Annotated in this window: 11 protein-coding genes and 1 pseudogene; 11 read left to right on the plus strand and 1 reads right to left on the minus strand. The window is 61.3% G+C overall.

The window, feature by feature from the left end; translation table 11 throughout:
- The first annotated feature begins 854 nt into the window (after positions 1–854).
- The 11 genes and pseudogenes from P5205_18585 to P5205_18635 all read left to right on the plus strand — a co-directional run bounded on the left by P5205_18585 (position 855) and on the right by P5205_18635 (position 21,311).
- Entirely contained in the window at positions 855–3,869 is a 3,015-nt protein-coding gene (locus P5205_18585; protein HSA12370.1) for a two-component regulator propeller domain-containing protein, read from the plus strand.
- Positions 3,870–3,956: 87 nt separating this feature from the next.
- Entirely contained in the window at positions 3,957–4,586 is a 630-nt protein-coding gene (locus P5205_18590; protein ID HSA12371.1) for a response regulator transcription factor, read from the plus strand.
- Between the two features lie 201 nt (positions 4,587–4,787).
- Positions 4,788–8,801, plus strand: a complete 4,014-nt coding sequence (locus P5205_18595) for an Ig-like domain repeat protein (GenBank protein HSA12372.1) — start codon at positions 4,788–4,790, stop codon at positions 8,799–8,801.
- 433 nt (positions 8,802–9,234) lie between these two features.
- A complete protein-coding gene (locus tag P5205_18600; GenBank protein HSA12373.1) occupies positions 9,235–11,337 on the plus strand; it encodes a hypothetical protein in 2,103 nt (700 codons plus the stop codon).
- A gap of 39 nt (positions 11,338–11,376) precedes the next feature.
- Positions 11,377–12,300 (plus strand): PEP-CTERM sorting domain-containing protein, encoded by a 924-nt coding sequence (locus P5205_18605; GenBank protein ID HSA12374.1) that lies wholly within the window; start codon positions 11,377–11,379, stop codon positions 12,298–12,300.
- A 167-nt stretch (positions 12,301–12,467) separates the two neighbouring features.
- Positions 12,468–12,626 (plus strand): annotated as a pseudogene (locus P5205_18610) (DUF1559 domain-containing protein).
- A 707-nt stretch (positions 12,627–13,333) separates the two neighbouring features.
- Positions 13,334–15,034: an endonuclease/exonuclease/phosphatase family protein gene (locus tag P5205_18615; GenBank protein ID HSA12375.1), complete on the plus strand. Its 1,701-nt coding sequence runs from the start codon at positions 13,334–13,336 to the stop codon at positions 15,032–15,034.
- A gap of 177 nt (positions 15,035–15,211) precedes the next feature.
- Positions 15,212–16,999 (plus strand): sodium:solute symporter, encoded by a 1,788-nt coding sequence (locus P5205_18620; GenBank protein ID HSA12376.1) that lies wholly within the window; start codon positions 15,212–15,214, stop codon positions 16,997–16,999.
- Between the two features lie 2 nt (positions 17,000–17,001).
- Positions 17,002–18,783: a beta-N-acetylglucosaminidase domain-containing protein gene (locus P5205_18625; protein HSA12377.1), complete on the plus strand. Its 1,782-nt coding sequence runs from the start codon at positions 17,002–17,004 to the stop codon at positions 18,781–18,783.
- A gap of 90 nt (positions 18,784–18,873) precedes the next feature.
- On the plus strand, positions 18,874–20,046 hold the full coding sequence (locus P5205_18630; protein HSA12378.1) for a DegT/DnrJ/EryC1/StrS family aminotransferase: 1,173 nt from the start codon (positions 18,874–18,876) through the stop codon (positions 20,044–20,046).
- Complete coding sequence (locus tag P5205_18635; protein ID HSA12379.1) at positions 20,043–21,311, plus strand: neutral/alkaline non-lysosomal ceramidase N-terminal domain-containing protein; 1,269 nt, start codon at positions 20,043–20,045, stop codon at positions 21,309–21,311. Before P5205_18630 ends, P5205_18635 begins: the two co-directional genes overlap by 4 nt.
- A gap of 55 nt (positions 21,312–21,366) precedes the next feature.
- On the opposite strand, the gene P5205_18640 is transcribed toward P5205_18635, so the two are convergent.
- Positions 21,367–22,839 carry a sulfatase gene (locus P5205_18640; protein ID HSA12380.1) on the minus strand — a complete coding sequence of 491 codons (1,473 nt, stop codon included), beginning with the start codon at positions 22,837–22,839 and terminating at the stop codon, positions 21,367–21,369.
- Between the last annotated feature and the right edge of the window lie 196 nt (positions 22,840–23,035).

The following is a 23,035-nucleotide window of genomic DNA, read 5'->3' on the forward strand; positions in this document are numbered from 1 at the left end:
TACCCCGCGGCAGGAGAGCGGTCAGCTTCTGCTCCGGCTACGATGCTCGTGCCTGCGCGTCTGTGCCTCCGCAGAACTGACCGCACTCCTGCCGCCCCCAAAGTCAGTCTCACCTCTGGCCGTCCGTGCTCCGCGCTAGGCCTTACGGCTTGCCCTGCCGCCCTCAAGCCACGGCCTGGCGCTGCGCACTCCACGCCAGAAGTGAGAAAGCTCCCGGTCACTTCGCTCCTGGTCCCCGCTCCGTTCCCTCGAACTACGACGCGCGCGCCAGCTTCAACTTCGCTCCGTTCGGGGCTGTCATGAAGGATGCTGCCGCTGTTCCAACTGGTGTCCTAACAGGCGCAGGCATCTCGGAGGGCCACCTTGGCCCCAAAAGCTCAATTAGCACCGCTGCCACGAGTATGCCGAACGATCCTTTTCCGTTGGTCATCGAACACAACCACCTCCTCCTTTGCCGTCGTGCCACACGCTTCAGCTGATTCAATCCCGAAGGGACTCACACGCAATTGGGCCGTTAGCGGCAAAATATCGCTCAGAACTTCAGCAAATGCCTATTAAATAAGGCTGCCATCCACTTTCGACGTTTCAACGCCCAACGAGGTCTAATTGTCGGCAATGACCTCAAGTACTTCGATTACGGCAACCGATGGCAACCTTCTCCGCTCGTCAGAGCGACGCGGTATGGCGGAATCGGCGGCACGCTAGACGCCAAATTCGATTCCGCCGTTTTGCCCACGGGCGCCGCTGATCTGATCCGGGACAACTGCGGATGTTGTGTAACCATTATTCAATGCATCTATGAATTCCATCGGCGACTTGTCTCGCCCCGACCTCCCACGCATACTGCATTCCTGATGACCAAGCTATCAGGACTCCACTTGGCGTGCGTGGTGCTCGCCGTGCTCCGCAGCGGGGTAGATGTCGCGCTTGGCCAGTCATCGCCTGCCACGGAGGTCCGCTACCAGACAAACCAGTTCGCATGCCGCGTATGGGACGTCGAAGATGGACTGCCGCAGAATTCCATCACCGCGATCCTGCAAACAAGCGATGGCTATCTCTGGCTTGGCACGCCGGGAGGCCTTGTGCGTTTCGATGGCACGCGCTTCGTAGTCTATGGGGTCAGCGAAGGGCTGCCGGGCTTGCACATCCGGACGCTCTTTCAAGATCGACAGGGCACCCTCTGGATCGGCACCGCCAGTGGCTTGAGCCGATACGCCCACGGTGTTTTCACCAACTTCACCAGTAACGAAGGCCTCGCCGGCGACACAATCAACAGCATAACAGAAGATTCGGACGGCACCATTTGGGTGGGGACCGTGACGGGGCTAAGCCGTGGCGGCGCGGCCGGCTTCGAGACCATCGGCGAAGACCGCGGACTGACCAGCCCCTATATGCGAGCTGGCCTATTAGATCAGCGTGGAACTCTGTGGATCACCGCATTCAAGCTGGGCTTAATGCGATGGGATGGCCGCCGGTTCGTTGCCGCACTCGCACCAGCGCAAACGCAGGACGTCCGGCCGGGCTCCCTGGCATTGGACAGCCAGGGCAGGATTTGGGCCGGAGGTGAGGGGCAGGTTCTGTGCTTGGAGCAGAATTCGATAAGAGTGCTCGGCAGCACCAATGGCCTGCCCAGCGCCCGCATTACCTGCATCACCGTGGGCAGAGACGGCACGGTCTGGATGGGCACCGCCGACCAGGGTCTCTATTGCCTTCCTAACGGAGGCTCCGTTGCGGTGCATCAAGTTCGGGAGCTTCCTGGGAGATCGGTCCAGGCGATCTTGGAGGATCAAGAAGGCAATCTCTGGGTCGGCACGCGGAGCACAGGGCTCGTCCGTCTCAAGCTTGGCAAGATCGTCACACTGCAGATCACGGATTCAAAAGCTGAGATCGAGCCGTTAAGCTTGGCTGAGTCCCCCAAGGACGTCTTTTGGGTCGGCACCCTCGGCCGCGGCCTCTATCGCCTTGGTGGCGATCGGATCGAGCAGGCTTCGCCCGAGCGTCCGCCGGTTTACGTGGCAGCTATTGCCACCACCCGCGACGGCAGCGTCTGGTGGGGGGAAGGCGCGATGCTGCGCCAGTGGAAAGAAGGCGGAATAGTCGCTAACTACGGCGAGGAATCGTGGCTCGCCGATGATGTGGTGCAAGCCCTGTGCGCGGATCGCCAGGAAGGCCTTTGGGTCGGCAGCCATCGAGGCCGATTGATGCTTCTGCGCAAAGGTCAATTCACTTCTGCAGAAACCGGCTTAGCTCCCTCTGCGGTGACGGCACTAACCCAGCAGCGGGATGGGACTTTGTGGGTCGGCTCATACGGCGCGGGACTGGCCCGGCTCAAGGACGGTAAGCGCACGCTCTACGGCCGCGCTGAGGGGCTTGCGAGCCCCATCATCCGTTCCCTCTTCCTGGATAGCGAAGAAACCCTCTGGATCGGAACCGAAGGGGGCGGGCTCAGCCGTTTAGGAGCAAATTGCCTCAGCAGCTTCACCGCGGCCCAAGGGGTCGCGGACGATACCATCGTGCAGGTCCTTGAAGATGAGTCCGGCTATCTCTGGCTCGGAACCTATCGCGGCATTTACCGAGTGTCACGCCGCCAGCTCGACGACCTTGCTGCTGGCCGGATTCGACAGGTGGAGTCGCGCCTTTTCGACCAGTCAGATGGCCTGCCATCGCCGCGGTGCAAAGGGGGATTCGGCACATGTCTAAAGGCCCTCAATGGGAGCCTCTGGTTCTGCACAGACCGCGATGTCGTAATCATAAATCCCGCACAGCAAGCAGAGCGAAACCCGCCACCACGGGTGGTGTTGGAAGAGGTACAGGTCGGCAATCGCGCTCAACCCGTCGCCTTATCATGGCCGTTGCCAGCGCACACCGAACCAATCCGGATCTCCCCCGGCAGCCGACTCATTGAATTTCGCTACACAGCTCTCAACTTTACTTGCCCGGAGCGGATTCGCTTTCACTATCGCCTGGAAGGGCTCGATTCTGATTGGGTCGAAGTAGGTGCTCGCCGGGTTGCCAGTTATGCGTACTTGCCACCCGGCAAATACCATTTCCGCGTCGCCGCACGCAGCGGGAACGGGGTCTGGAGTGCTGCCGAGACCGGCGTGGCGCTGGTGGTAGTGCCGTATGTTTGGCAAACGTGGTGGTTCCGACTGGCGTTGGCAGCAGCGTTCATCGCGGGCGTCGTCGCCCTGGTGCGCTACCTGTCCTTTCGGCGCCTGCAAAGACAGTTACACCTCGCCGAACAACAGGCTGCTCTCCAGCGTGAGCGCGCGCGTATCGCGAAGGATATCCATGACGACCTGGGCGCAAACCTGAGCCAAATCGCGCTCCTGACCGGAATGAGACCACCGGAGCAGGGACGGCAGGAAAACGTCACCAAACTCCTAAGCACTATCTCCGCCACCGCTGTTCAATCCATCAATGCCCTCGACGAAATCGTCTGGGCCGTTAATCCGCGTAACGACACTTTGGCCCACCTGATCGAGTACACCGCCCAGTTCGCCCTCGACTACCTGCGCCTTGCCGGCATCCGCTGTCGCTTCGAACTGCCGGACACTTATCCAGCGCGCCAGATCTCCACCGACATTCGCCACAATCTCTTTCTCGCCGCCAAGGAAGCCCTCACGAATGTCGTCAAACACTCTGGTGCGAGCGAGATCCGATTCCAGGTCAACCTCGGTGCTTCTGCCCTGGAGCTCATTATTGAGGACAACGGCTGCGGCTTTGATCCGGACGGCGCGCCCGCCGATGGAAATGGGCTGCACAACCTCCGCCAGCGACTGGTTGCCATTAAAGGCGAATGCCGTATTGAAAGCCGCCCAGGCGCTGGCACTCGGGTAGTGCTCCGATTGCCTTGGGCTCCATCCTGAGCCCTTCATCGGCGGCTCCCACGGGTAGTATGACGTTTGTTCAATTGCCTGACCAAGTCCGATACCGCACGATCACGTGTAGATCTGATGCCGATTAAAGTATCCATCGTCGAGGATAACCAGGGTACGCGGCAGACCTTGGCCAAGCTGTTGGCCAGCTCGCCGGCGCTCTGCTGTACGGGAACCCACCGCGACGCCGAGCAGGCCCTCCAGAATATCCCCGCCGAGCAGCCTGACGTGGTCCTGATGGATATCAACCTGCCTGGCATGAGCGGCATCGAATGCGTCGCCCGCCTTAAAGAAGCCCTTCCCAACACGCAGGTGCTCATGCTGACCACCTACGACGAGAACGACCTTATCTTTGATTCCTTGCGCAAGGGGGCCAGCGGTTACTTGCTTAAGAAAATGCCCCCAGCCGAACTCCTGCAGGCCATCGAGCAGGTCCACGCCGGCGGCGCTCCAATGTCCATGCAGATCGCCCGCAAGGTCGTCAATCACTTCCGGCAGATCAACCAGCCCGCCTCCGACGTCGAAAGACTCTCGCCGCGCGAGCAAGAGATTTTGGCCCTGCTGGCAAAAGGTTATCTCTACAAGGAGATCAGCGACCGGCTAGGCATTACTATCGGCACGGTGCGCGCCCACCTTCACAAGGTCTACGAGAAGCTTCACGTCCAGACGCGCACGGAGGCGGTGGTCAAGTTTTTAGGCCGGGATTAAGCCGCCGAGACACGCCGCAGGCCGATTGCCGGCTTATAACAAACGTTAGATACCCAGCCAGGCGGCTTTCTGGTAAAGGTAGTCTGAAGTGGAACCTGTCGTTCAAGCGCGGTCCAGCCAGTTAGGCCCGTTCGGGGTTAGCGGCTTCGCTGCCGTGCCCGATGTATCCCCGCTGAAGCCGTCTCAAACCTGACCAAACCCATGAAGTGTCGTGTCTCCCGGTGGTTGTGCAATTTCCTCAGAACTCCCTTCTGGCTCGGTGTTTTGGCCGCGGCCGTCGCGACGGTTCCGCAGCCAGGTCGGGCAGGAACCGTCTGGCTCTCCGGCTCCGATTGGCTGGGGGGCGAAGGGGTGAGTGTCTATTCCAAGTACAGCAGCGACGTAGGCCAGCGCAGCTACTACAACGGGATTGATGTCGGACTGAAGTGGCAGTGCGTGGAATTGTGCGGACGCCTCTACACCAAGAAGGGCTGGCGCTCCGGCTACTTCCCGAACGCCGAACTCATTTACCCCAACGCGAGAAGCTTTGGCCTCGTTCCCCATGCCAACGGCAGCGGTTATGTGCCCGTGCCCGGCGACATGGTGACCTGGGATACGGGCGCTTACGGCCATGTGGCGGTGGTGGATTACGTCACTCCCACCAAGGTTCATATCGTCGAGCAGAACTTCAGCTCGACCTGCAAGAAGACGATGACCCGCTCGGGCACCAACGGCTCGCACGTGGAACGCGATGACGGCTGGGGCTACGGCGATTGCCAGGGATTCATTCATGCCCCGAAGAACGATGGCGGGACCGATGATGCCGAACTGACCGCTGAGAACTACCCGGACGGCAGCGTGCTCGCGCCCGGTGAAACCTTCACGAAGACCTTCACGATGAAGAACAACGGCACCACCACCTGGGGGGCCAACGGCCCCAACGGCTATACCTTGAACCACATCAAGGACATTCCCGCCAGCCCCAATCTGGGAGCCGCCTACCAGGCCATCCCAACCGAAAACGTTTCTCCCGGCGAGAGCTACGTCTTCCGCATCCCTCTGACGGCGCCGACCACCCCGGGCGATTACGAGGCGGACTTTCGGATGAACAGCTCGGACAGCGTCTATTTCGGACCCAAGATATGGGTCAAGATCACCGTCAGCCAACCCGACCTCACGAATGACGCTGCGGTCGTAAGCCTGACCGCCCCGAGCTCGGTGACTGCCGGGCAGATGTTTGCAGCGACAATTGTCATGCGCAACACCGGCTCTAGGAAATGGACCTCCGGCGGCGAGACCCCGCACAGCCTCGGCTCGCGATACCCCGCTGACAATGACAACTGGGGTTTCAGCCGTGTGGCCCTGCCTTCTTCCCCCATCACACCAAGCCAGACGGCGACCTTTACCTTTTATCCCATCGCCCCGGTTGTGCCCGGCACTTACACCTTCGCGTGGAAGATGGTGGAGGAAGGAGTGGGATGGTTTGGCACGACGGCATCCCAAACCATCACCGTCGTGTCCAGCGGCAACGCCCGCTATTGGGACATCAACGGCTCGACCGCCGGCGCCGGGGGCGCCTCGCCCGGTGGCGCCTGGACCGGCAACTTCTGGAACGCCACCGCCGACGGGACCGGCGTCCCGGGCGGCTGGTCCGCCGACAATGACGCGGTTTTCTCCGCCGGCACCGACGCCACCGGTTTCTTCAAAGTCATCGGTATCCCCAACACGAGCTGGAACAGCGTGACGATCCAGCAGGGCCAAGTGCAGTTGGAGGGCGGCTACGTTACCAACAACGGGACCAGCGGCACCGATGGTACCACCCTGATCAAGGTCGTCCACGACGCCTATCTGAGCATGACCAACGCCCCCGGCATTTACTTGGCGGGCAAAGGCATCACCAAACGCGGCAAGGGCGTCTTGAACCTGGGCGGCAACGAATACTACACCGGCCCCACTTACATCGAGCAGGGCACCGTCACCGTGGTCTCGGATCTGCCCAACAAGCGGCCCTTCGGACTTGGCGCACCCGGCACCGCCAACGCCACTATTCACCTGCTCAGCAGTGGCACGCTCTCCGCCGGCGTGCCCCTCCCGGGCAATGGCACCAACATCTACCTCACCAACCAGTACACCGTGTCGCTCGAAGGCGGTGCCATCGAAGTGGGCGCCGAGGGCAGCAACTTCATCGTGGCTGCCCAAATCACCGGCGCCGGCACGCTCCTGAAGCAGGGCGCGGGTTTCCTGATCCTGGCCGGGAGCAACACCTTCAGCGGGGGTGCGGTCATCAGCGACGGAACCCTCGTCGCCAACGCCAGCGGCGCACTCGGCTCCGGTGATGTCCTGGTGCTGGCCGGCAGTCGGCTAAATTTGAATGGCAGCTATTTCAATCCCGCCAGCGCCCTGCTGCTCGCCTCCACCGCCAGCGTCACCAACGCCGCGCCCAACACCGGCGCCGGATTGTCCTTTGACGGCGGTCTGACCTTCAAACGGGCCGGCACCTGGGGCTCCACCGCTTCAGGCGCGGCTTTCATGGACGACACCCACTTTGCCGGCGCGGGCCGGCTCACCGTCACCAGCGGACCGGAGTCCTTCGCCACGCTGGACGAGACCATTCCCGCGATCTACGGCCAGCCTGTCACGCTCACGGCGCACGTTCATCTGGTGGACGGCCCGCTGCCCGCCGCCGGAACGCCCACCGGCACAGTCACCTTCTATGACAATGGCGTGCCGATCGGCAGCCCGGCCGCCGTCACCGCGGGCGTTGCCACTCTGAGCGCCACAACTCTCGCCCTCGGCGATCATACCATCACCGCTACTTACTCGGGCGACACGACCTTCGCCCCCAGCTCCGCGGCGGCGGTCACACAGACGGTGAGCCTGGCGCCCACCATCATCGAGCTCAGCTCTTCGCGCAACCCCTCGCTGCCGGGAGCGAACGTGACGTTCAGGGCGGTCGTCACCGCCGCGCCGCCCTCTGCCGGCACGCCCGTCGGCCAAGTCCTTTTCGAGGTCAATGGCCTGGCAGTCAGCACCAATGCGCTGCTCGATGGCGCCGCCTCCGCCAGCCTCAACTCGCTCCCTGCGGGCACCAACGTTGTCATCGCGCAATACACCGGCAACAGCGTGTTCGAGGGCAGCGTGGACGCCCTCGAGCAGGTGGTCTCCAGCGACGCCCCCGGGGACCAGGTCTATCTCAATGAAGTCCTCTCCAACCCGCCTGGCAGCGACACCGGCAACGAATACTTCGAGTTGCGCGGCACGCCTAACTTGTCCCTGGCCGGCTACTGCCTTATCAGTGTCGAGGGCCAGGCCGGCAGCGGCAACAGCAAAGGCGACATCAACTCGCTCTTCCTGCTCGATAACCTCTCGCTGGGAGCCAACGGCTACCTTTTCGCCTGCCAGGGGGCAAGCCAATACACGGTCACAAACCCGGCCACCTCCGTCATCAAGAACGCCGATGGCCATGCCGGATGGGGCACCAACGGCACCAGCACCGTCGCTTACTGGTGCGATTCGAGTACTGGGGACTTCGAGAACGAGGCCACAACCATTCTGCTGGTAAAAGTCGGGCCGGGCGGCGCTCCGCCCCTCCTGACAATCGATTTGGACACGAACGATGACGGCGTCCTGGATCTACCCGCTGGCTGGACCATGGTGGACTCGGTGGGGATCATGGACGGCAAGAGCGCGGCGGCGACAGACTCCACCTACGGGGCTATTAACTTCCGAGCCCCTGGCGGTGCGGGCGGCACCTATCTCGGCGGCAGCGCCTACGGCAACGTCATTGACATCCCCGGCCCCATGACAACGACCGCCGGCACTTTCTACGTCGGCCGCAAAGGCGAATCCACCGGCTCGACCACCAACGATTGGGTGGGAGCCATCGTGGACGGCACCGCCGCGGCTCCGCTGAACCTCATCTTCTACAGCGCCAGCGATCCCGCCTACAGCGGCCTGAAGCTCTCCGACATGGTCTATGGCGGCACGAATTTCGGCGTTGCGCCCGTTCTCTCCAGCTTCTCTATCACCAGCGTCAGCCAGACTCTTCAGGGCCCGCGGTTGGAGTGGTCCCCGGCCGGTCCTGCGGGCCTCAACCTCAAGTACGTTGTTTATCGAAGCCCGAACGCGGCGGACAAAGCGAGCTACACGCCCATCGTGACCGTGACAACCACGTCCTATACGGATACGAGCGCACCTGCCGCAGGGGCGTACTACTACGTGTTAGCCAAGCCGTAGTCAGCCTTCCCCGAGTGCCGCTGAGGGTCATGCGATTGAGCATTTAACCGCCCGATAAAACGGCGGACCGCGCGGGGCGCCACGCGGATTGCCTGGTGGAAGTGGTGAAATCGGTTTCGGAGTTAGTGTTGGGGCCAGCGTGGGGGCATGCCGGAACGGAGTTCCCCGCTCCCAGCCGCAATAATCGGCCCGGCAGCCCATGCCCAAGTGCCAGTTTGCACCTCCAAAACGGCTTGCCACGGCACCCATCAACCGCGTAAGCCGGCAGCCGACCACCCAGTGCGGAGCAGTAGCGTCTCCCCAGGCCCTGTCCCTGCCGCCTCTAACAAACGTTAGATAGACCGTTGTGCTCGTTTTCTGGGATGATAAGCGCCAAAAACTGGATCATCACAGAATGAAGCTAAATGTCCCAGCTCCTGAAAGCCACACAGCCATGAAGAAACTTCTCACCTCCCTCGCCATCCTGACGCTTGTCACCAGCGCAGCCTTCGCCGCAGGCCCAGTCTATATCAACGAGGTCCTCTCCAATCCCGCCGGCGCCGATGCTCCCAATGAATACATCGAATTGCGCGGCACACCGAACATGTCGCTGGCAGGCTACTGCATCCTCAGTCTGGAGGGTCAGCATAATGGCGCTCCTAAATATCAAGGAGACATTCAGGCGATATTCCTGCTTGATAACTTCTCGCTCGGAGCAAACGGCTACCTTTTCTTGAAACAGGGCGCCAGCCAATACACCGTCACCGATCCGAATACCACCCTCCTCGCTAATACAGACGGCAACTCGGGCTGGGGCGCAAACGGAACGAGCACCGTCGGCTACTGGTGCGACACCAGCGGCAACGATCTCGAGAACCAGGCTTCCACCATCCTGCTCGTCAAGGTTGATGCCGGCGCGCAAGGACCGCTGCTTACAATTGATCTGGATACCAATGACGACGGCGTGCTGGAATTGCCCGCCGGTTGGACGATTATTGACTCGGTGGGGATCATGGATGGTGCCGGCGCGAGTGCCGTTGACCTGACCTACGGCGCCATCAATTTCCGCGTGCCGGGTGGCCCGGGAGAGACCTATGTGGGAACCAGCATGACGGGTCCGGTGATAGATATCCCAGGCCCGATGACAACGACCTCCGGCACTTTCTACGTCGGCCGCAAAGGCGAATCCACCGGCTCAACCGCCAATGATTGGGTGGGCGCTATCGTCGAGGGCACCGCGGCCAGTCCGTTGGCATTTGCCATGTATAGCGCCAGCGACCCGGCTTACTCCGGCATGAAGCTGTCCGATATGGTCTATGGCGGAACCAATGCCCTCGCCACTCCTGTAGGCGCGCTTGGCTACACGCCCACCATCAACGGCACACGATTCACCAACTACACACACGTGCCGGTGGGCGGCCCTGTCGGCGGCGTGGCCGTGGATCCACGGGATGACACGACCATCCTGTTCACCCTGGATAGCGCTACCGGAGGCGCTATCTACAGAGCCTACAAGGTAGCCAGTGGCAATTGGTGGGTGGACTCCACGCCGGTAGTCAGCGGCTTGGATCGTCCCTCCGGCCTGACTGTCACCCCCGATGGCACGATCTGGTGGGTTCACGCCGCAACCATGTCTCTGAAGCGCCTGATTGCCCCGTGGGGAACGCACACCCCAGAGACGGTGATCACCAACTTTGCCGGTCTGACCGACGACGACCCGGTGGATATTGCGGTCGCGCCGTCCACCTTCACCGGCTCGCTCGGCCAGCCAGGCAGCCTTGTGCTCGCCGACCGTGGCAGCGACGACGACGCGTATAACGCCCTCTACCTGCAAGACCCGGCCAACCTGCCGGCCAACCAGATGAACAGCACTTTCCTGGTGCCCGCCACCACGGCCAGTCTCGGCTGGGACAACTTGGTGGCCATCGGCGCCCTGCCGCAATCCGGCGAGGTAGTTTCCCTGAGCGTTGATGGCCTAATCACCGCCATCAATGGAGACGGGACCAACCGCGCCATCGTTCCAAGCGGCGTGACCATCGCCAATGGCCAGGGACTGGCCGTGGACCCGCAAACCGGGAAGGTTTGGGTGTCCGACGACACACTCGATGAGATTTGGTCCGTGGACCCCAGCTTGACTCCAACGGCCAGCACGAAAGAGCTGAGCTTTCCGCTGACCAGTCCACCGGTGAGTTACCGCCAGATCAACTTCCACAACCCGGGCATGGCCTTCTCGACTAACGGGTCGTTCCTGGTGATTTCGGATACCAGCACATCCGCTGGCGGCGGACGCTTGATCATCTTCCACTCGGAACCCTATACGCCAGTAGCATTGTCCCCCTTCTCGGTGACCAATGTTGCCATGACCGCGAAAGGTCCGAAACTGGATTGGTCCTCCGCAGGCAGTCCCGGCCTGAATCTGAAGTACGTCGTGCAGCGCAGTCTTGCCCTGGGGAGCACGGCCAGCTTTAGCACGATTGCCACCGTTACCGAGACATCCTACACGGACGCCGCCGCGCCTGCTGGCGAGGCGTTCTACCGGGTATTAGCCAAACCATAAAACACCTTCGAGCGATAAAATCCAAAGAAACATCACCTTATGAAACAAATACTAACCTCTCTTCTGGGCTTGGCGCTTGTCGCCGGCATTTCCAACGCACAACAAGTGTGGATCAATGAGATCCTGGCCAACCCGAACGGCAGCGATACTGGCAACGAATACTTCGAGCTGCGCGGCACGCCCGGTATGTCTCTCGGGGGCTACTGCCTTGTCAGCGTCGAGGGCGAGGGCGGGTCCAAGGGGGACATTAACTCGCTGTTCTTCCTGGATAGTTTCTCGCTGGGAGCTAACGGATACCTGTTTGCCCGCCAGGCGACCAGTAAGTACACGGCGACTGCTCCCGGCGCCACCGTTATACAGAACACCGCGGGCACCGGCTGGGGCCTCAACGGCAGCAGCACCGTCGGCTACTGGTGCGACACCAGCGGCGCGGATATTGAGAACGATACATCCACCATCCTGCTCGTAAACGTGGCGTCCGGCGGCACTGCTCCCCTGCTTACCATTGACCTGGATGCGGACAATAATGGGACGCTCGACCTGCCCAGCGGGTGGTCTGTTGTGGATTCGGTCGGCATCATGGACGGATCGACTCCTTACGATGCAACGGACCTCTCCTACGGCGCCATAACCTTGCGCGTTGGCGGCGCTGCGGCAGGCACCGGTTCGGGCGTCATCGTTGACGTCCCGGGCAGCGCGCCCACCGGTGCGGGCGCCTTCTATGCCGGGCGCAAAGGCGAGTCTACCGGCTCCACGGGAGATGATTGGTTTGGAGCCATCCTGAGCGGCACCGCAGCCGCTCCGCTGAGTATCACCTTCTCCTCGGTGAGCGACCCCTATTACCAGAACATGAAGTTCTCGGATATGGTCTTCGGGGGGCCCAATCCTATCCCCGAACCGGGAACCTTGACGCTGCTCGGCATCGGCGCCATCGCCATGTTCCTGCGACGCAGGACCGCCTGATCACAAATAATCCACAATTCCATGGCGGGAGGTTCCAAACCTTGCTGCCTCGGAGCTTCAAGATTAACCGCCACGTGAAGGCCTTTCCCAGGACACAACAGCCGCCGGCTGCAAAGCACCGGCCCCGCCACACCAGACATTCGTCTGCCGGCCCTTTCGGTCAAGGCTTCACCTTGATCGAACTGCTGGTCGTCATCGCGATCATCGCGATTTTGGCCGCCCTGCTGTTACCGGCGCTCGCCAAGGCCAAAGCCAAGGCGCACCGCATCAGTTGCCTCAACAACCTTAAGCAGATCGGCATCGGCTGCACCATGTACGCCAACGATTTTCGTGGGCATTTTACTGCCCCGACCTGGTACCCGCCGGAGCTGTCCAAGGTTCCCGCTGGATCTGACCGCTCTCCGTCAGATGATGATCTTAGTTTCCTCTTTCCCGGCTACGTTCCCGCTCCGAAGTCCTTTGTCTGCCCAAGCACGCGACATACCGTGCGGGCTGACCAGTGGCAAAACAAGCCACCGCCCAATTCCGCCGAGCGGGTCCTCATCGACCTGGTAACGCAAGCCCCCTACACCCCGCCTGATTCGCCGGGACTGGGCTACGAGGTGATGGGCTGTCTGACCGGCTCCGGCGTTAAGAACCTCAAGAAGACCGAGCAGCTCGTCAGTAGCCATATCATCCAGAAAGCCCCTCAGTGGCTTGGCACCAGGCAATCCCCCTCCTCGGTCTTCCTCATGTCGGATGGCGATCGCGGCACCGTTGATCCCGTCGTTTTTGCCGCCCCTAACAACAGCAACTTCCCCGACCCGGAGGATAACCACGGTAGGGACGGCTCCGTCATGAACTTCTGCGACGGCCACGCCGAATTCGTCAAGCGCACCAAGTGGCTCGATGTCTGGGACCTCTCCCAGGACACGGAGCGCAGCTCCAAGGCCAAGCGCTGAGCGGATGGCCGCCGCCCAACCAAGTCCCGTCACCCATTATTTCGCGCCCTCTGCGGCCTTGGCTTCAACGGGCATCAGCGATCAGCGTCCACTTGATCAAGCTCACCACTCTTCTTCTGTGTGGCCTTTTGGTCGGCTGTGTCACCGCCTGCGCCAGTACGATTGCCCTTTGGACCTTCAACAGCCCACTGCCGGACAACGACGCCACAACTGGAACCACCACCCCCGAAATCGGGGCAGGAACCGCTTCGCTCGCCGGTGGTGTCACCGCCTCCTTCACCGCCTCGAATGGATCCTCGGACCCTTCCACTGATAACAGCAACTCGCGAATCACCTCTTGGCCAGCACAAGGCACGCAGAACAAGCAGAACGGCATCCGACTGAATGTCGGCACGGTCGGTTACCGGAACATCGCGCTGAGCTGGGACCTGCGTAACAGCAACACCGCAAGCAAGTACACCCGCCTCCAATACACGACCAACGGCACTGACTTCCTCGATTTCCTCGTCATCGCCATGCCCAATGCGACATGGATCAACAGCCAGTCCGCGAGTTTTGTCGGCGTCCCCGGAGTAGACGGCAATTCCAAATTCGGAGTGAGATTCGTAACCGAGTTTGAGCTCACAGCACTGGGCACCGGCACCAACGGCTACGTTCCGGCGAGCCCGACCTCCACTTATGGAGCCGGTGGAACCCTCCGCTTTGACATGGTCCGCCTCTCCGGCGACTGCACGGTCAGCAATCTGTCTATGCTGACCTACAATATCTTGGGCAACGGCGCCCTCGGTTGGACCCTGGCCTCCGGCAACGTCCAGGCCGTCGGTCGCCAATTGGGCCATTTGCAACCAGACGTCATCGGCTTCCAGGAAGTCCCCGAAGACTTTCGCCTTCAGATGACCAACTTCATCGGCAGCTACCTGCCCGGGTACTATGTGGCCATCGGTTCCGCGACTGGCGGCTCAGAGCGGAGCGCGGTGGCAAGCCGCTACCCTATTGCGCGCTCGAAATCGTGGTTGATCGACAACGACCTCACGCCCTACGGCTACGCTGGCACGTTCACCCGTGATTTGTTCGAAGCCCAAATCGTTGTCCCCGACTTTCCCCAGCCCTTCCACTTCTTTACGACCCATCTCAAGGCGCACACCGATCAAGACAGCGCTGAACGCCGGGGCGCCGAGGCGCGCGCCATCTCAAACTTCCTTGCCTACGCCTACCTGACCACCAACTCCCTGCATCCTTACGTGCTCGTGGGGGACATGAATGAGGACATCTACCGCCCCCGCACCTATGAGCAAGGCGTCATTCAAGCCCTCACCAGCTCGCCCACTGGCCTTCGCCTTACCACACCTCGTAACCCGGTTACCGCCGACGACCGTACCTGGTCCATTCAAAATGCGAACCTGACGATTCGCTTCGATTACGTCCTCCCCTGTGCCTTGCTCTACTACAGCGCCACCGATGGCCGCGTCTTCCGCTCCGACAAGGTCTCTCCCCCTTCGCCGCCCCTGTTGGCCTCGGACAGCGCCACTGCCGCTGACCACCTCCCCGTCATGCTGACCTTCCGCAATCCCTACAATGCCCCCCTGGTGATTAGCAGCCTGGCGCTCACCAACCGGGTGGCCACGCTTCGGTGGGCCGCCGTCCCCGGCGAACGTTACCGGGTTGAAACCTCAGAGCGCCCCGACTTCTCGCCTGTTGCAAGCACCAGCATCGTGGCCACTCAGACTGGAGTCGCGCTCTCCGTACCGGCGACAAATAGTCGGCAGTTCTTCCGTCTGCTGCGCATAAGATGATACGTTGAGCCTGCCCGGGCCCGCCAATGCCTGTCGTCCCGGGCGGCCGGATATGGCGCCCGCAAGGCAGCTTGTCCGGCCGCTAATCGAAATCTGTTTTGTGTGCAGGATTGACATGGTCGCGGCTGACTGGTTGGTATGCGGCCGCGTTCATGGACGGGTGCTGTTTAGAGTTGTATGAATCTGCTTGATTGGATGGTTGTGGCGGTTTGTTGTGCCCTTGTGTTCGGGGTGGGAGTCATGTTCGCCGGACGTTCCTCCCGCAAGGGCTCGGTGGGGTATTTCGCGGGAGGACGCGATGTGCCCTGGTGGGCCATTGGTCTCTCCAACACCGCCACCTACAGCTCTGGCACGGGCGCCTTCGTAATGCTTGTGCTCGTGTTCGGCCTCGCCGGAAATTGGCTCTGGTGGACCAGTTGGATTGTGTGGATGCCTCTGGTCGCAATTGTTTGGGCCCGGCTCTGGCGGCGCATGCAGATCGTCACGACGGCGGAGCTGATCTCGCTCCGCTACGGAGGAGCCCCGGCCGCTGTGGCACGGAAAGTGTATGCGGTCGTTTGCTGCTTTGGCTTTGCGGTGTTGATTATCGCCTACATCACCGGGTTCTTTGCCAAAACCATCGCGCCCTTATGTCCGCTGTCCACGGTTCAGGTGCTGCTCATTTTTGGCGGCATCACCATTGCCTACACCATGTTTGGAGGCCTTTTGGGAGTTGTGTACGCCGACGTCGTCCAGTTTGGCATAATGATCGCCGGCTCCACCGTCTTCCTCGGCTTGGCTGTCATCCGCCACGGAGGCTGGGTCGAAATCCTCCACCGGGTCAGAGACATCCGCCCGGAGGGTTTGGTGCAAACCCCGCCAACCACGGGAATTGACGCGTTGACCGTGGCCATTCTGTTTTTGCAGGGCTGGTTTTTTGCCGGCTCGCCAACCGCCGGCGAGGGCATGACCGCGCAGCGCTTCATGGCCGCGCGCAACGAGCAGCACGCTGTGGGGGGCCAGCTCTTCAATGCCTTTCTGGCGCTGTCATTCCGGACGCTGCCCCTGATCGGGTTGGGTGTTGTAGCCATGTCGTTGTTCTGGACGCCAGATCTGCAGGCCAGGGCCGGTGGGGCGCCGGCAGGAACCCGGATGCTCGCGGATCCGGCGCATGCCTGGGGTGAACTGATCCGTGCCTCCGGCTTGCCTCACGGTCTGATCGGGCTGCTGGTTGCGGCGGAATCCGCCGCCTTTATGGGCGCGCTCAGCTCTTTGGTGAACTGGGGCAGCAGCTTCGTGGTGAACGATCTCATGCCCTCGCGGCTGAGCCGGGGCGGCGAGAAAATATGGCTCAGCCGCGGAGTATCGCTGGCGGTGTTTGCGTTCGCTGCCTTGGTCACCGTTTTGTTCGTGGACAACATGGTGAGCTGGTTCATGTTCATCAACTCCGCCATGGTCATCTTTCTGCTCCCTTTGGCCTGGTTCAGGTTCTTCTGGTGGCGGTTCAACGTCTGGGGCGAGTTGGCCGCCATTGTCCTGGGCCTGCCCTTTTCGATTCTGGTCTGGTTCGTTTTGGATTTCCAAAGCAAACCTATGTGGCAGGGCCTCGGCTTGCTCTTTGCGCTGAGCTTCGCGGTGCTGCTCGCAGTAACGTGGCTCACTCCGCCCGAATCCGCGGAAACGCTGAAACGGTTTTATGCCCGCTGCCGGCCACCCGGCTTATGGGCTCCCATCCGCCGCCAGGTCCAACTCCCGGACACGGGCGAACCCACCGCCGCGCGCCTGCTGGTTGACTGCGGCCTGGGCATGGTTGCGGCGCTTTGCCTGGTGCTCGCAACCAATGCTGTTTTCGTGAAAGACTGGATGCGTTTGGCCGTTGCCCTGCTGGGGTGCTCCGGGTCGGGCGCGTTCCTGCTTCGCCGGATTCTTCAATCCACCGGGACCGCGAGACCATCTGAAGCTTCACCGCAAAAGCTGCCGCTATGAAAATGAACCGTTCGTTATTGTTGTCACTCTGCCTGGCCGCTCCAGGCGCGCCGTGGGTTTGGCCCTGTGCCGTAGCCTCCGAACCGGCAACTGCTTTGGTCGCCTTTGCCGGGACCGAGATCGAGGGCGGAGCCAAGGATGTCGTCGGAACTTCGTTTGCGGGCGAGGAAGCCAACACGATTTATGCCCAGGCCACAGGTGCGCGGTCTCGGTTGCTAGCCAAATTCAAGGTGCCGCGCGTTCCCTCCAGCCCCATGTTTGTCCATCTTGCCGGGCGGGACGACGACGCGCCGGCCGCTTGCGCGATCGCGGTGCGCCTCAATGGCGCAACGGTGTTCCAAGGGCCGAACCAGTTTTCATCCGCTCGCTTCGCAACCCGGGCTCTGGCTATACCAGAGAATGCGCTGGTTCCAGGAGAGAACGTCTTGCTAATCGAATGCCTCGAGAAAGCAGGAACCGTCGGCGCTCCCCCATGGTTCCAGGTGGCGTCGCTTGTAATTGGGCCCCGGCATTACGTCATTGCGCGGGACTTGCACAAGCAGTTCTCGGTATCCCTCCCGTCCGAACTCAAGCCGTTTCCGGAACCCCTGCCGCCGGGCAAACAGCCGGGCTTTCGATGGAGGGGCACAAAGGGCTGGGCATGGAGCCCCGAGCAGTATTTGCAGGAAATCCCCTGGCTCGCCGAGTTCAAGCTGAATTTCCTCATGAACTGCTACCTCTCAATGTTCGATCTCGAGCACCATGCGAACTGGTCCGAGGGCAGCGCGAACCGGTGGTGGGAGGATATTCCCGCCGCCAAGAAGCAGGGTTACGAGCGCGTCGTCCGCGCCTGCCAAAGCAACCGGATCGAGTTTTGCTTCGGGATGAACCCCAACCTGGCAAGCAAGCGATTCATCCAAGCTGACGACCCGGAGGGGTTCGACCATCTCTACAAGCACTACGCCTGGATGCAGAGTCTCGGTGTAAAATGGTTTAACATTTCGCTCGACGACATCACTCAGGGGATCAACGCGAAGAGCCACGCTCTTGTGGTGAACACAATCTTCAAACGGCTGCGGGAGAAAGATCCGCAAGCGCAAATGGTCTTCTGCCCCACCTATTACTGGGGTGACGGCACCGCCAAAGACCAGCAGCCTTACCTGGAAACCCTGGCCCGCGAGTTGCATCCGGATGCCTACCTCTTTTGGACTGGCGATGCCGTGGTGGGCCCGATCACGCGCCAGGGAGCGGAGACCTTCCGGCGGATTTCCGGCCATCGGCTGTTCCTCTGGGACAACTACCCGGTCAACGACGACAGCCCGACGATGCACCTCGGTCCCGTTATCGATCGCGCTCCCGACCTGTGCGAAGTAGTGGACGGCTACATGAGCAACCCGCACCGCAAGCAAAACCAAGGCAACCGAATTCCCCTGGCGACCTGCGCCGATTACGCCTACAACCCTGCCGCCTACGACCCCAGCCGTTCAATCGGCCAGGCCATCCTTCATATCGCCAGCACCCCCGATCAGCGCGCCGTTCTCCGCGACCTCGTCGATGCCTACTCCGGCATGCTGATCTGGGCCCCGCCCCAGCGTGGCACCGGGTTTAATGCTCTGGAGTACCAGTTCGAGCGCGTTATGTCTCTCCCCCATTCGCGGCCGGTGGCCGCCGCTTACCTGGCGCATTTGGAACACCTGTCAACGCGGATGCAAAACGCGTTTCCCGACTCTTTCCGTCCCGAACGCGGAACCCTCCGCGACAATTTGAAGGTGATCAATCAGAAGTTCCGACAAAAGTACCCCTGATCGATGACTGCTAAAACAATCGCCGCAAGTTCTTGCCTGGCCATTCTGGGTGGACCCAAAACGCGAACACGGCCTTTCCACTCCTGGCCTGTGTTCGATTCAAGCGAAGAGCAACGACTGCTGAAAGTGCTGAGCAGCGCAAAATGGGGCAAACTGCAAGGGGACGAAGTGGCGCAATTCGAGCGCCGGTTTGCCGCTATGCACGGCTGCCAGCACGCCATTGGGGTGGTCAATGGCACCGTTTCTCTGCGCATTGCGCTGATGGCAGCGGGTCTCAAGGCCGAGGATGAAGTCATTGTGCCACCTTACACGTTCCTGGCCACAGCGACCGCCGTCGTGGAAGCTAATATGGTGCCGGTGTTCGCCGATATCGATTTGGCCACCTTCAACCTTGATCCGGCAGCCGTCGAAGCTGCCATCACGCCGCGAACCCGGGCAATCATGCCTGTTCACATGGCCGGACAGCCTGCCGACATGGATCGGCTTATGGCCCTGGCCACAAAGCATAACCTCGCCGTCATCGAGGATGCCGCCCACGCGCACGCCGCGCTCTACAGGAACGAGCCGGCCGGGAGCATCGGTCACATGGGCTCGTTCTCGTTCCAATCCAGCAAGAACCTCACTTGCGGCGAAGGCGGAATCATTACCACCAACCACGAGCAACTGGCCGACGCGTGCCGCTCAATTCACAACTGTGGACGGGTCGCGGGCGGGCTGTGGTACGAGCACCATGTTATGTCGGCAAACTACCGGCTGGGAGAATTTCAGGGGGCGATCCTGAACGCCCAGTTGGATCGCCTGGAACAGCAGACGCAGACCCGCGACCTCAATGGGCAGTATTTGGCGCACAAGCTGAGCCAGATCCCGGGGATCCACCCTCAAAAGCGGCTGGCTGAAACCACCCGGCACAGTTATCACCTGTTCCTCTTCCGGATTGATGGCGAGGCCTTCGGCGCCTCGCGGGCGGCAGTGTTGAAAGCGCTCGCGGCGGAAGGAATTCCGGTCTCCGGCGGTTACGCGCTGCCGCTCTATCGTCAACCGCTGTTCCTGAACAAAGCTTTCGGGCCATACCTGGCAAATGCCCGAGAGAAGCTCGACTTCGGAGCCGTGCATTGTCCAAATTGCGAGACCATCTGCCGGGAGCAGGGCGCATGGTTGGAACAGAGTATCTTCCTGGGGACTCAGGCAGACATGGATGACATCGCGCGCGCGTTCGAAAAGGTTTACGAGCACCGTCAGGCGCTCAAACACCTCCAGTTATGAACCTCGGCATCTCTCAGACTGAAATCACTCCGAACACGGGCGTCGAACTCTCCGGCTTTGCCGCGCGAGTGCAGCCATCTACGGGTGTTCTGGACCCGCTGTTTGCCAGGGCGCTTTTTCTGGTCAGCGGCAGCGTCAAATTGCTGTGGGTTCATTGCGATCTCATCGGCCTCGACCGTTCGATCGTAGCCGCGTTCCGGCAATGGGCTCGCGAAGCGCATGGACTGCGCCCCGACGAGGTGATGCTCTCGGCATCGCACACTCATGCGGGGCCTGGAACGATTCATCTCCGCGAGGCTGGTGAGTATGACGCCCACTACGTGGAATTCTTGCAGCGCCAAATGCGAGCAGCGGCCGGGAACGCGATGGCTAAAACCGAAGAGGCTGGTTCCGTGGCCGTGGAGGGGCGGCTCGATCTGGCCGTCGATCGCCGCAAGACTGCGTCAGCGCACACGGACCCGCGTGTTGGGGCGCTGGGCTTTCGCCGGCAGGATGGCAGCTTTGCCGCCGTAGTGGTCAACTACGCGATGCATCCTGTGGCGCTCGGATCAACCAATCGTTCCATCAGCGCCGACATTTTCGGCGCGGCGGCGGACGCGCTCAGGGCTCAACTGCCGGGCAATCCGGTCGTGCTGTTGACCAACGGAGCGTGCGGGAATCTGAATCCGCCGGCGGAAAATGTCTCGTTCGCACAGGTGAAATCCTGGGGGGAGCAGATTGCCACGGCCGTGGCGCCGTTGCTGCGCCGCGCGACGCCCGGCTCAGAGCCCGAAATGCGCCTGCTCAACCGGCTCGTGGCGCTGCCGCTGGACACGCTGGACGCCGACGGCATCAACCGGTTCGCGGACAAAGCACTGCTTAACGCGGGTCCGATCGCCGAATGGGGAGACAAGTATCGCCGGGTGGTTGAGCACTGGCGTGCGACGCTGCTGCGCAAGGGAAATGAAACCGCAAACGGCCATCACGAGGCGGAGTTATTCGGCGTGCGCCTGGGCGGTGTGACCCTGGTGGGAGCGAATGCCGAAGTTTTTTCCGAGTTCACCGACAGGGTGCGCCGGAGCAGCGGCATTTCCCGACTATGGCTGGTGGGCTATGCCAACGGGGATATGGGCTACCTGCCCACCTGCGCCGCTTATGACGAGGGCGGCTATGAAGTCGAGGTAGCGCATCTGTTTTACGGCGGATTCCGTCTCAAAAAGGGAGGTTTCGAGTCGCTTGCCCGGGCAGCCTCTCAGTTGGTTGTTGACCTCCAGGTTAACCCGTAGCCTCTGGTTTGCCCGGCCTGCGATAGTCCGTCGCCGACGTTAAGGATTCCATGAATCACCGTGCTGAATCTTTTGGACGAGCCTGCTTCCATCCCCCACGCAACTGCTGGACAAGCTGATCCACCATCTCCTTGTTTGCCGGCAGGTTCGCTATATTCACATTTTCGCCAGGGTCAGCCTGCTCATCATAAAGCTCGTAGGCTTTGAAGGCTCCGTCATTCGATGACCATTCTACCAGCCGATGTCGCGCTGTTCGCATGGCCCTTCCAAACCCTTCGCCTGCGCCAGGAATCCGCTTGGGATAGATGCTGAAAGCCGCCGTCTTCCAATCACGCCGCGGATTCTCGATCAGCGGCCGAAAGCTGCTGCCCTCGAGATTCAACGGTGCCTGGAGCCGGCACAACTCGGCAAGTGTTGGGTAGATGTCCATGAATTCAACAAGGCCCTCCGTGCTCATCCCCGCGGTTCTCTGCCCGGGTACAGAAATGAGCAGCGGCGCCCGCGTCGCAATCTCCCAATTAGTTCGCTTCGTCCAGGTTCCATGCTCCCCCAGTTGGTAACCGTGGTCACCCCAGAGAATCACCACCGTCTTCTCGCGCAGCCCCAGCCGGTCTAATTCCTTGAGCACGCGCCCCACCTGCGCGTCAGTGTAGCTGATGCACGCGTAGTAGGCGTGGATCAGCTTTCGTGCGGTTTCGTCCGCGATCGGCCCGCTGGCCGGAACATCCTTGTAGCGCCTCAACTCCGACGAATCGTTACTCGCGAATGCCGGCGCGTCCTTCGGCAGAAATGGATTCGCCGCTAGCTTCAAATCGGCTTGCTCGTAAAGCGACCAGTACCTCCTTGGCGAAACAAATGGCAGGTGCGGCTTGTGAAAACCGACGCCGAGGAAGAAAGGTTTGTCTTGGAGCCGCTGCAACCTCGCAATCGCTTCCGTGGCGATCTTCCCGTCGAGCAGTCCATCATCGTCACAGTCCGGATCTCCGTAAGGCAGCGTGCCCGAATGATCTGCGCTGGTCGCTTTCGCTCCTTTCTTCTTCTTGGCCTTCGGTTTGGCCGGTTCCGGGCCGTCCGGTTCCTCAGGCTGGCCGGCGGGCCCTTTCCACGGCGGCTCGCTCCAGGACTCGCTGTCGTCGTGGTTCCCGTTAGTCGTGTGGAAGATTTTGCCGACCGAAATGCTGGTGTAGCCGTTCTTCTTGAAAAGCTGCGGCAATGTCACGACATCCGGCTTCCGATCGCGAAAATGCGTGGCGAGGTCAAACACGCCCAGTGTTTCGGGGCGCAGGCCCGTCAGCAGCGACGCGCGGGAAGGATTGCACAAAGCCTCCTGGCAATAGGCGCGGTTGAACCGCAGACCCTGCGCCGCCAGCCGGTCTATGTTCGGCGATTTGACCAATGCATGCCCGTAGCACCCCAGCTCCGGCCGCAAATCATCCACCGCGAGAAAAAGCACATTGTATCGGGGGCTGGCGGCGGACATCGGCAGCGACAGCAAGGCAACCGGGACCAGGAGCGCGGAACGAAGCATCCACAGCAATTCCCTAGAAGCTTCTCCATAACATTTCATCCGGCGACAATGAGCGAAAGGCCGCTTTGAGGCAATCGAACGAACGTTATAGCTCACTGCGCCTTGTGCCGAGCGCAGAGAATAGCCAGTTTGATTTCATGAGAAGGCAATGTGGTCGAATCGCAGGCGTCACTGCGAGGTGTGGGAGGCTTCTTTG

The organism is Candidatus Paceibacterota bacterium (assembly GCA_035452965.1).
In the GTDB taxonomy this organism is placed as follows: Bacteria; Verrucomicrobiota; Verrucomicrobiia; order Limisphaerales; family UBA8199; genus UBA8199.

Coding starts and splice junctions, on each gene's coding strand:
- P5205_18600 (HSA12373.1), top strand. CDS start 9,235: ATGAAGAAACTTCTCACCTCCCTCGCCATCCTGACGCTTGTCACCAGC.
- P5205_18625 (HSA12377.1), top strand. CDS start 17,002: ATGAACCGTTCGTTATTGTTGTCACTCTGCCTGGCCGCTCCAGGCGCG.
- P5205_18605 (HSA12374.1), top strand. CDS start 11,377: ATGAAACAAATACTAACCTCTCTTCTGGGCTTGGCGCTTGTCGCCGGC.
- P5205_18590 (HSA12371.1), top strand. CDS start 3,957: ATGCCGATTAAAGTATCCATCGTCGAGGATAACCAGGGTACGCGGCAG.
- P5205_18640 (HSA12380.1), bottom strand. CDS start 22,839: ATGCTTCGTTCCGCGCTCCTGGTCCCGGTTGCCTTGCTGTCGCTGCCG.
- P5205_18620 (HSA12376.1), top strand. CDS start 15,212: ATGAATCTGCTTGATTGGATGGTTGTGGCGGTTTGTTGTGCCCTTGTG.
- P5205_18635 (HSA12379.1), top strand. CDS start 20,043: ATGAACCTCGGCATCTCTCAGACTGAAATCACTCCGAACACGGGCGTC.
- P5205_18585 (HSA12370.1), top strand. CDS start 855: ATGACCAAGCTATCAGGACTCCACTTGGCGTGCGTGGTGCTCGCCGTG.
- P5205_18595 (HSA12372.1), top strand. CDS start 4,788: ATGAAGTGTCGTGTCTCCCGGTGGTTGTGCAATTTCCTCAGAACTCCC.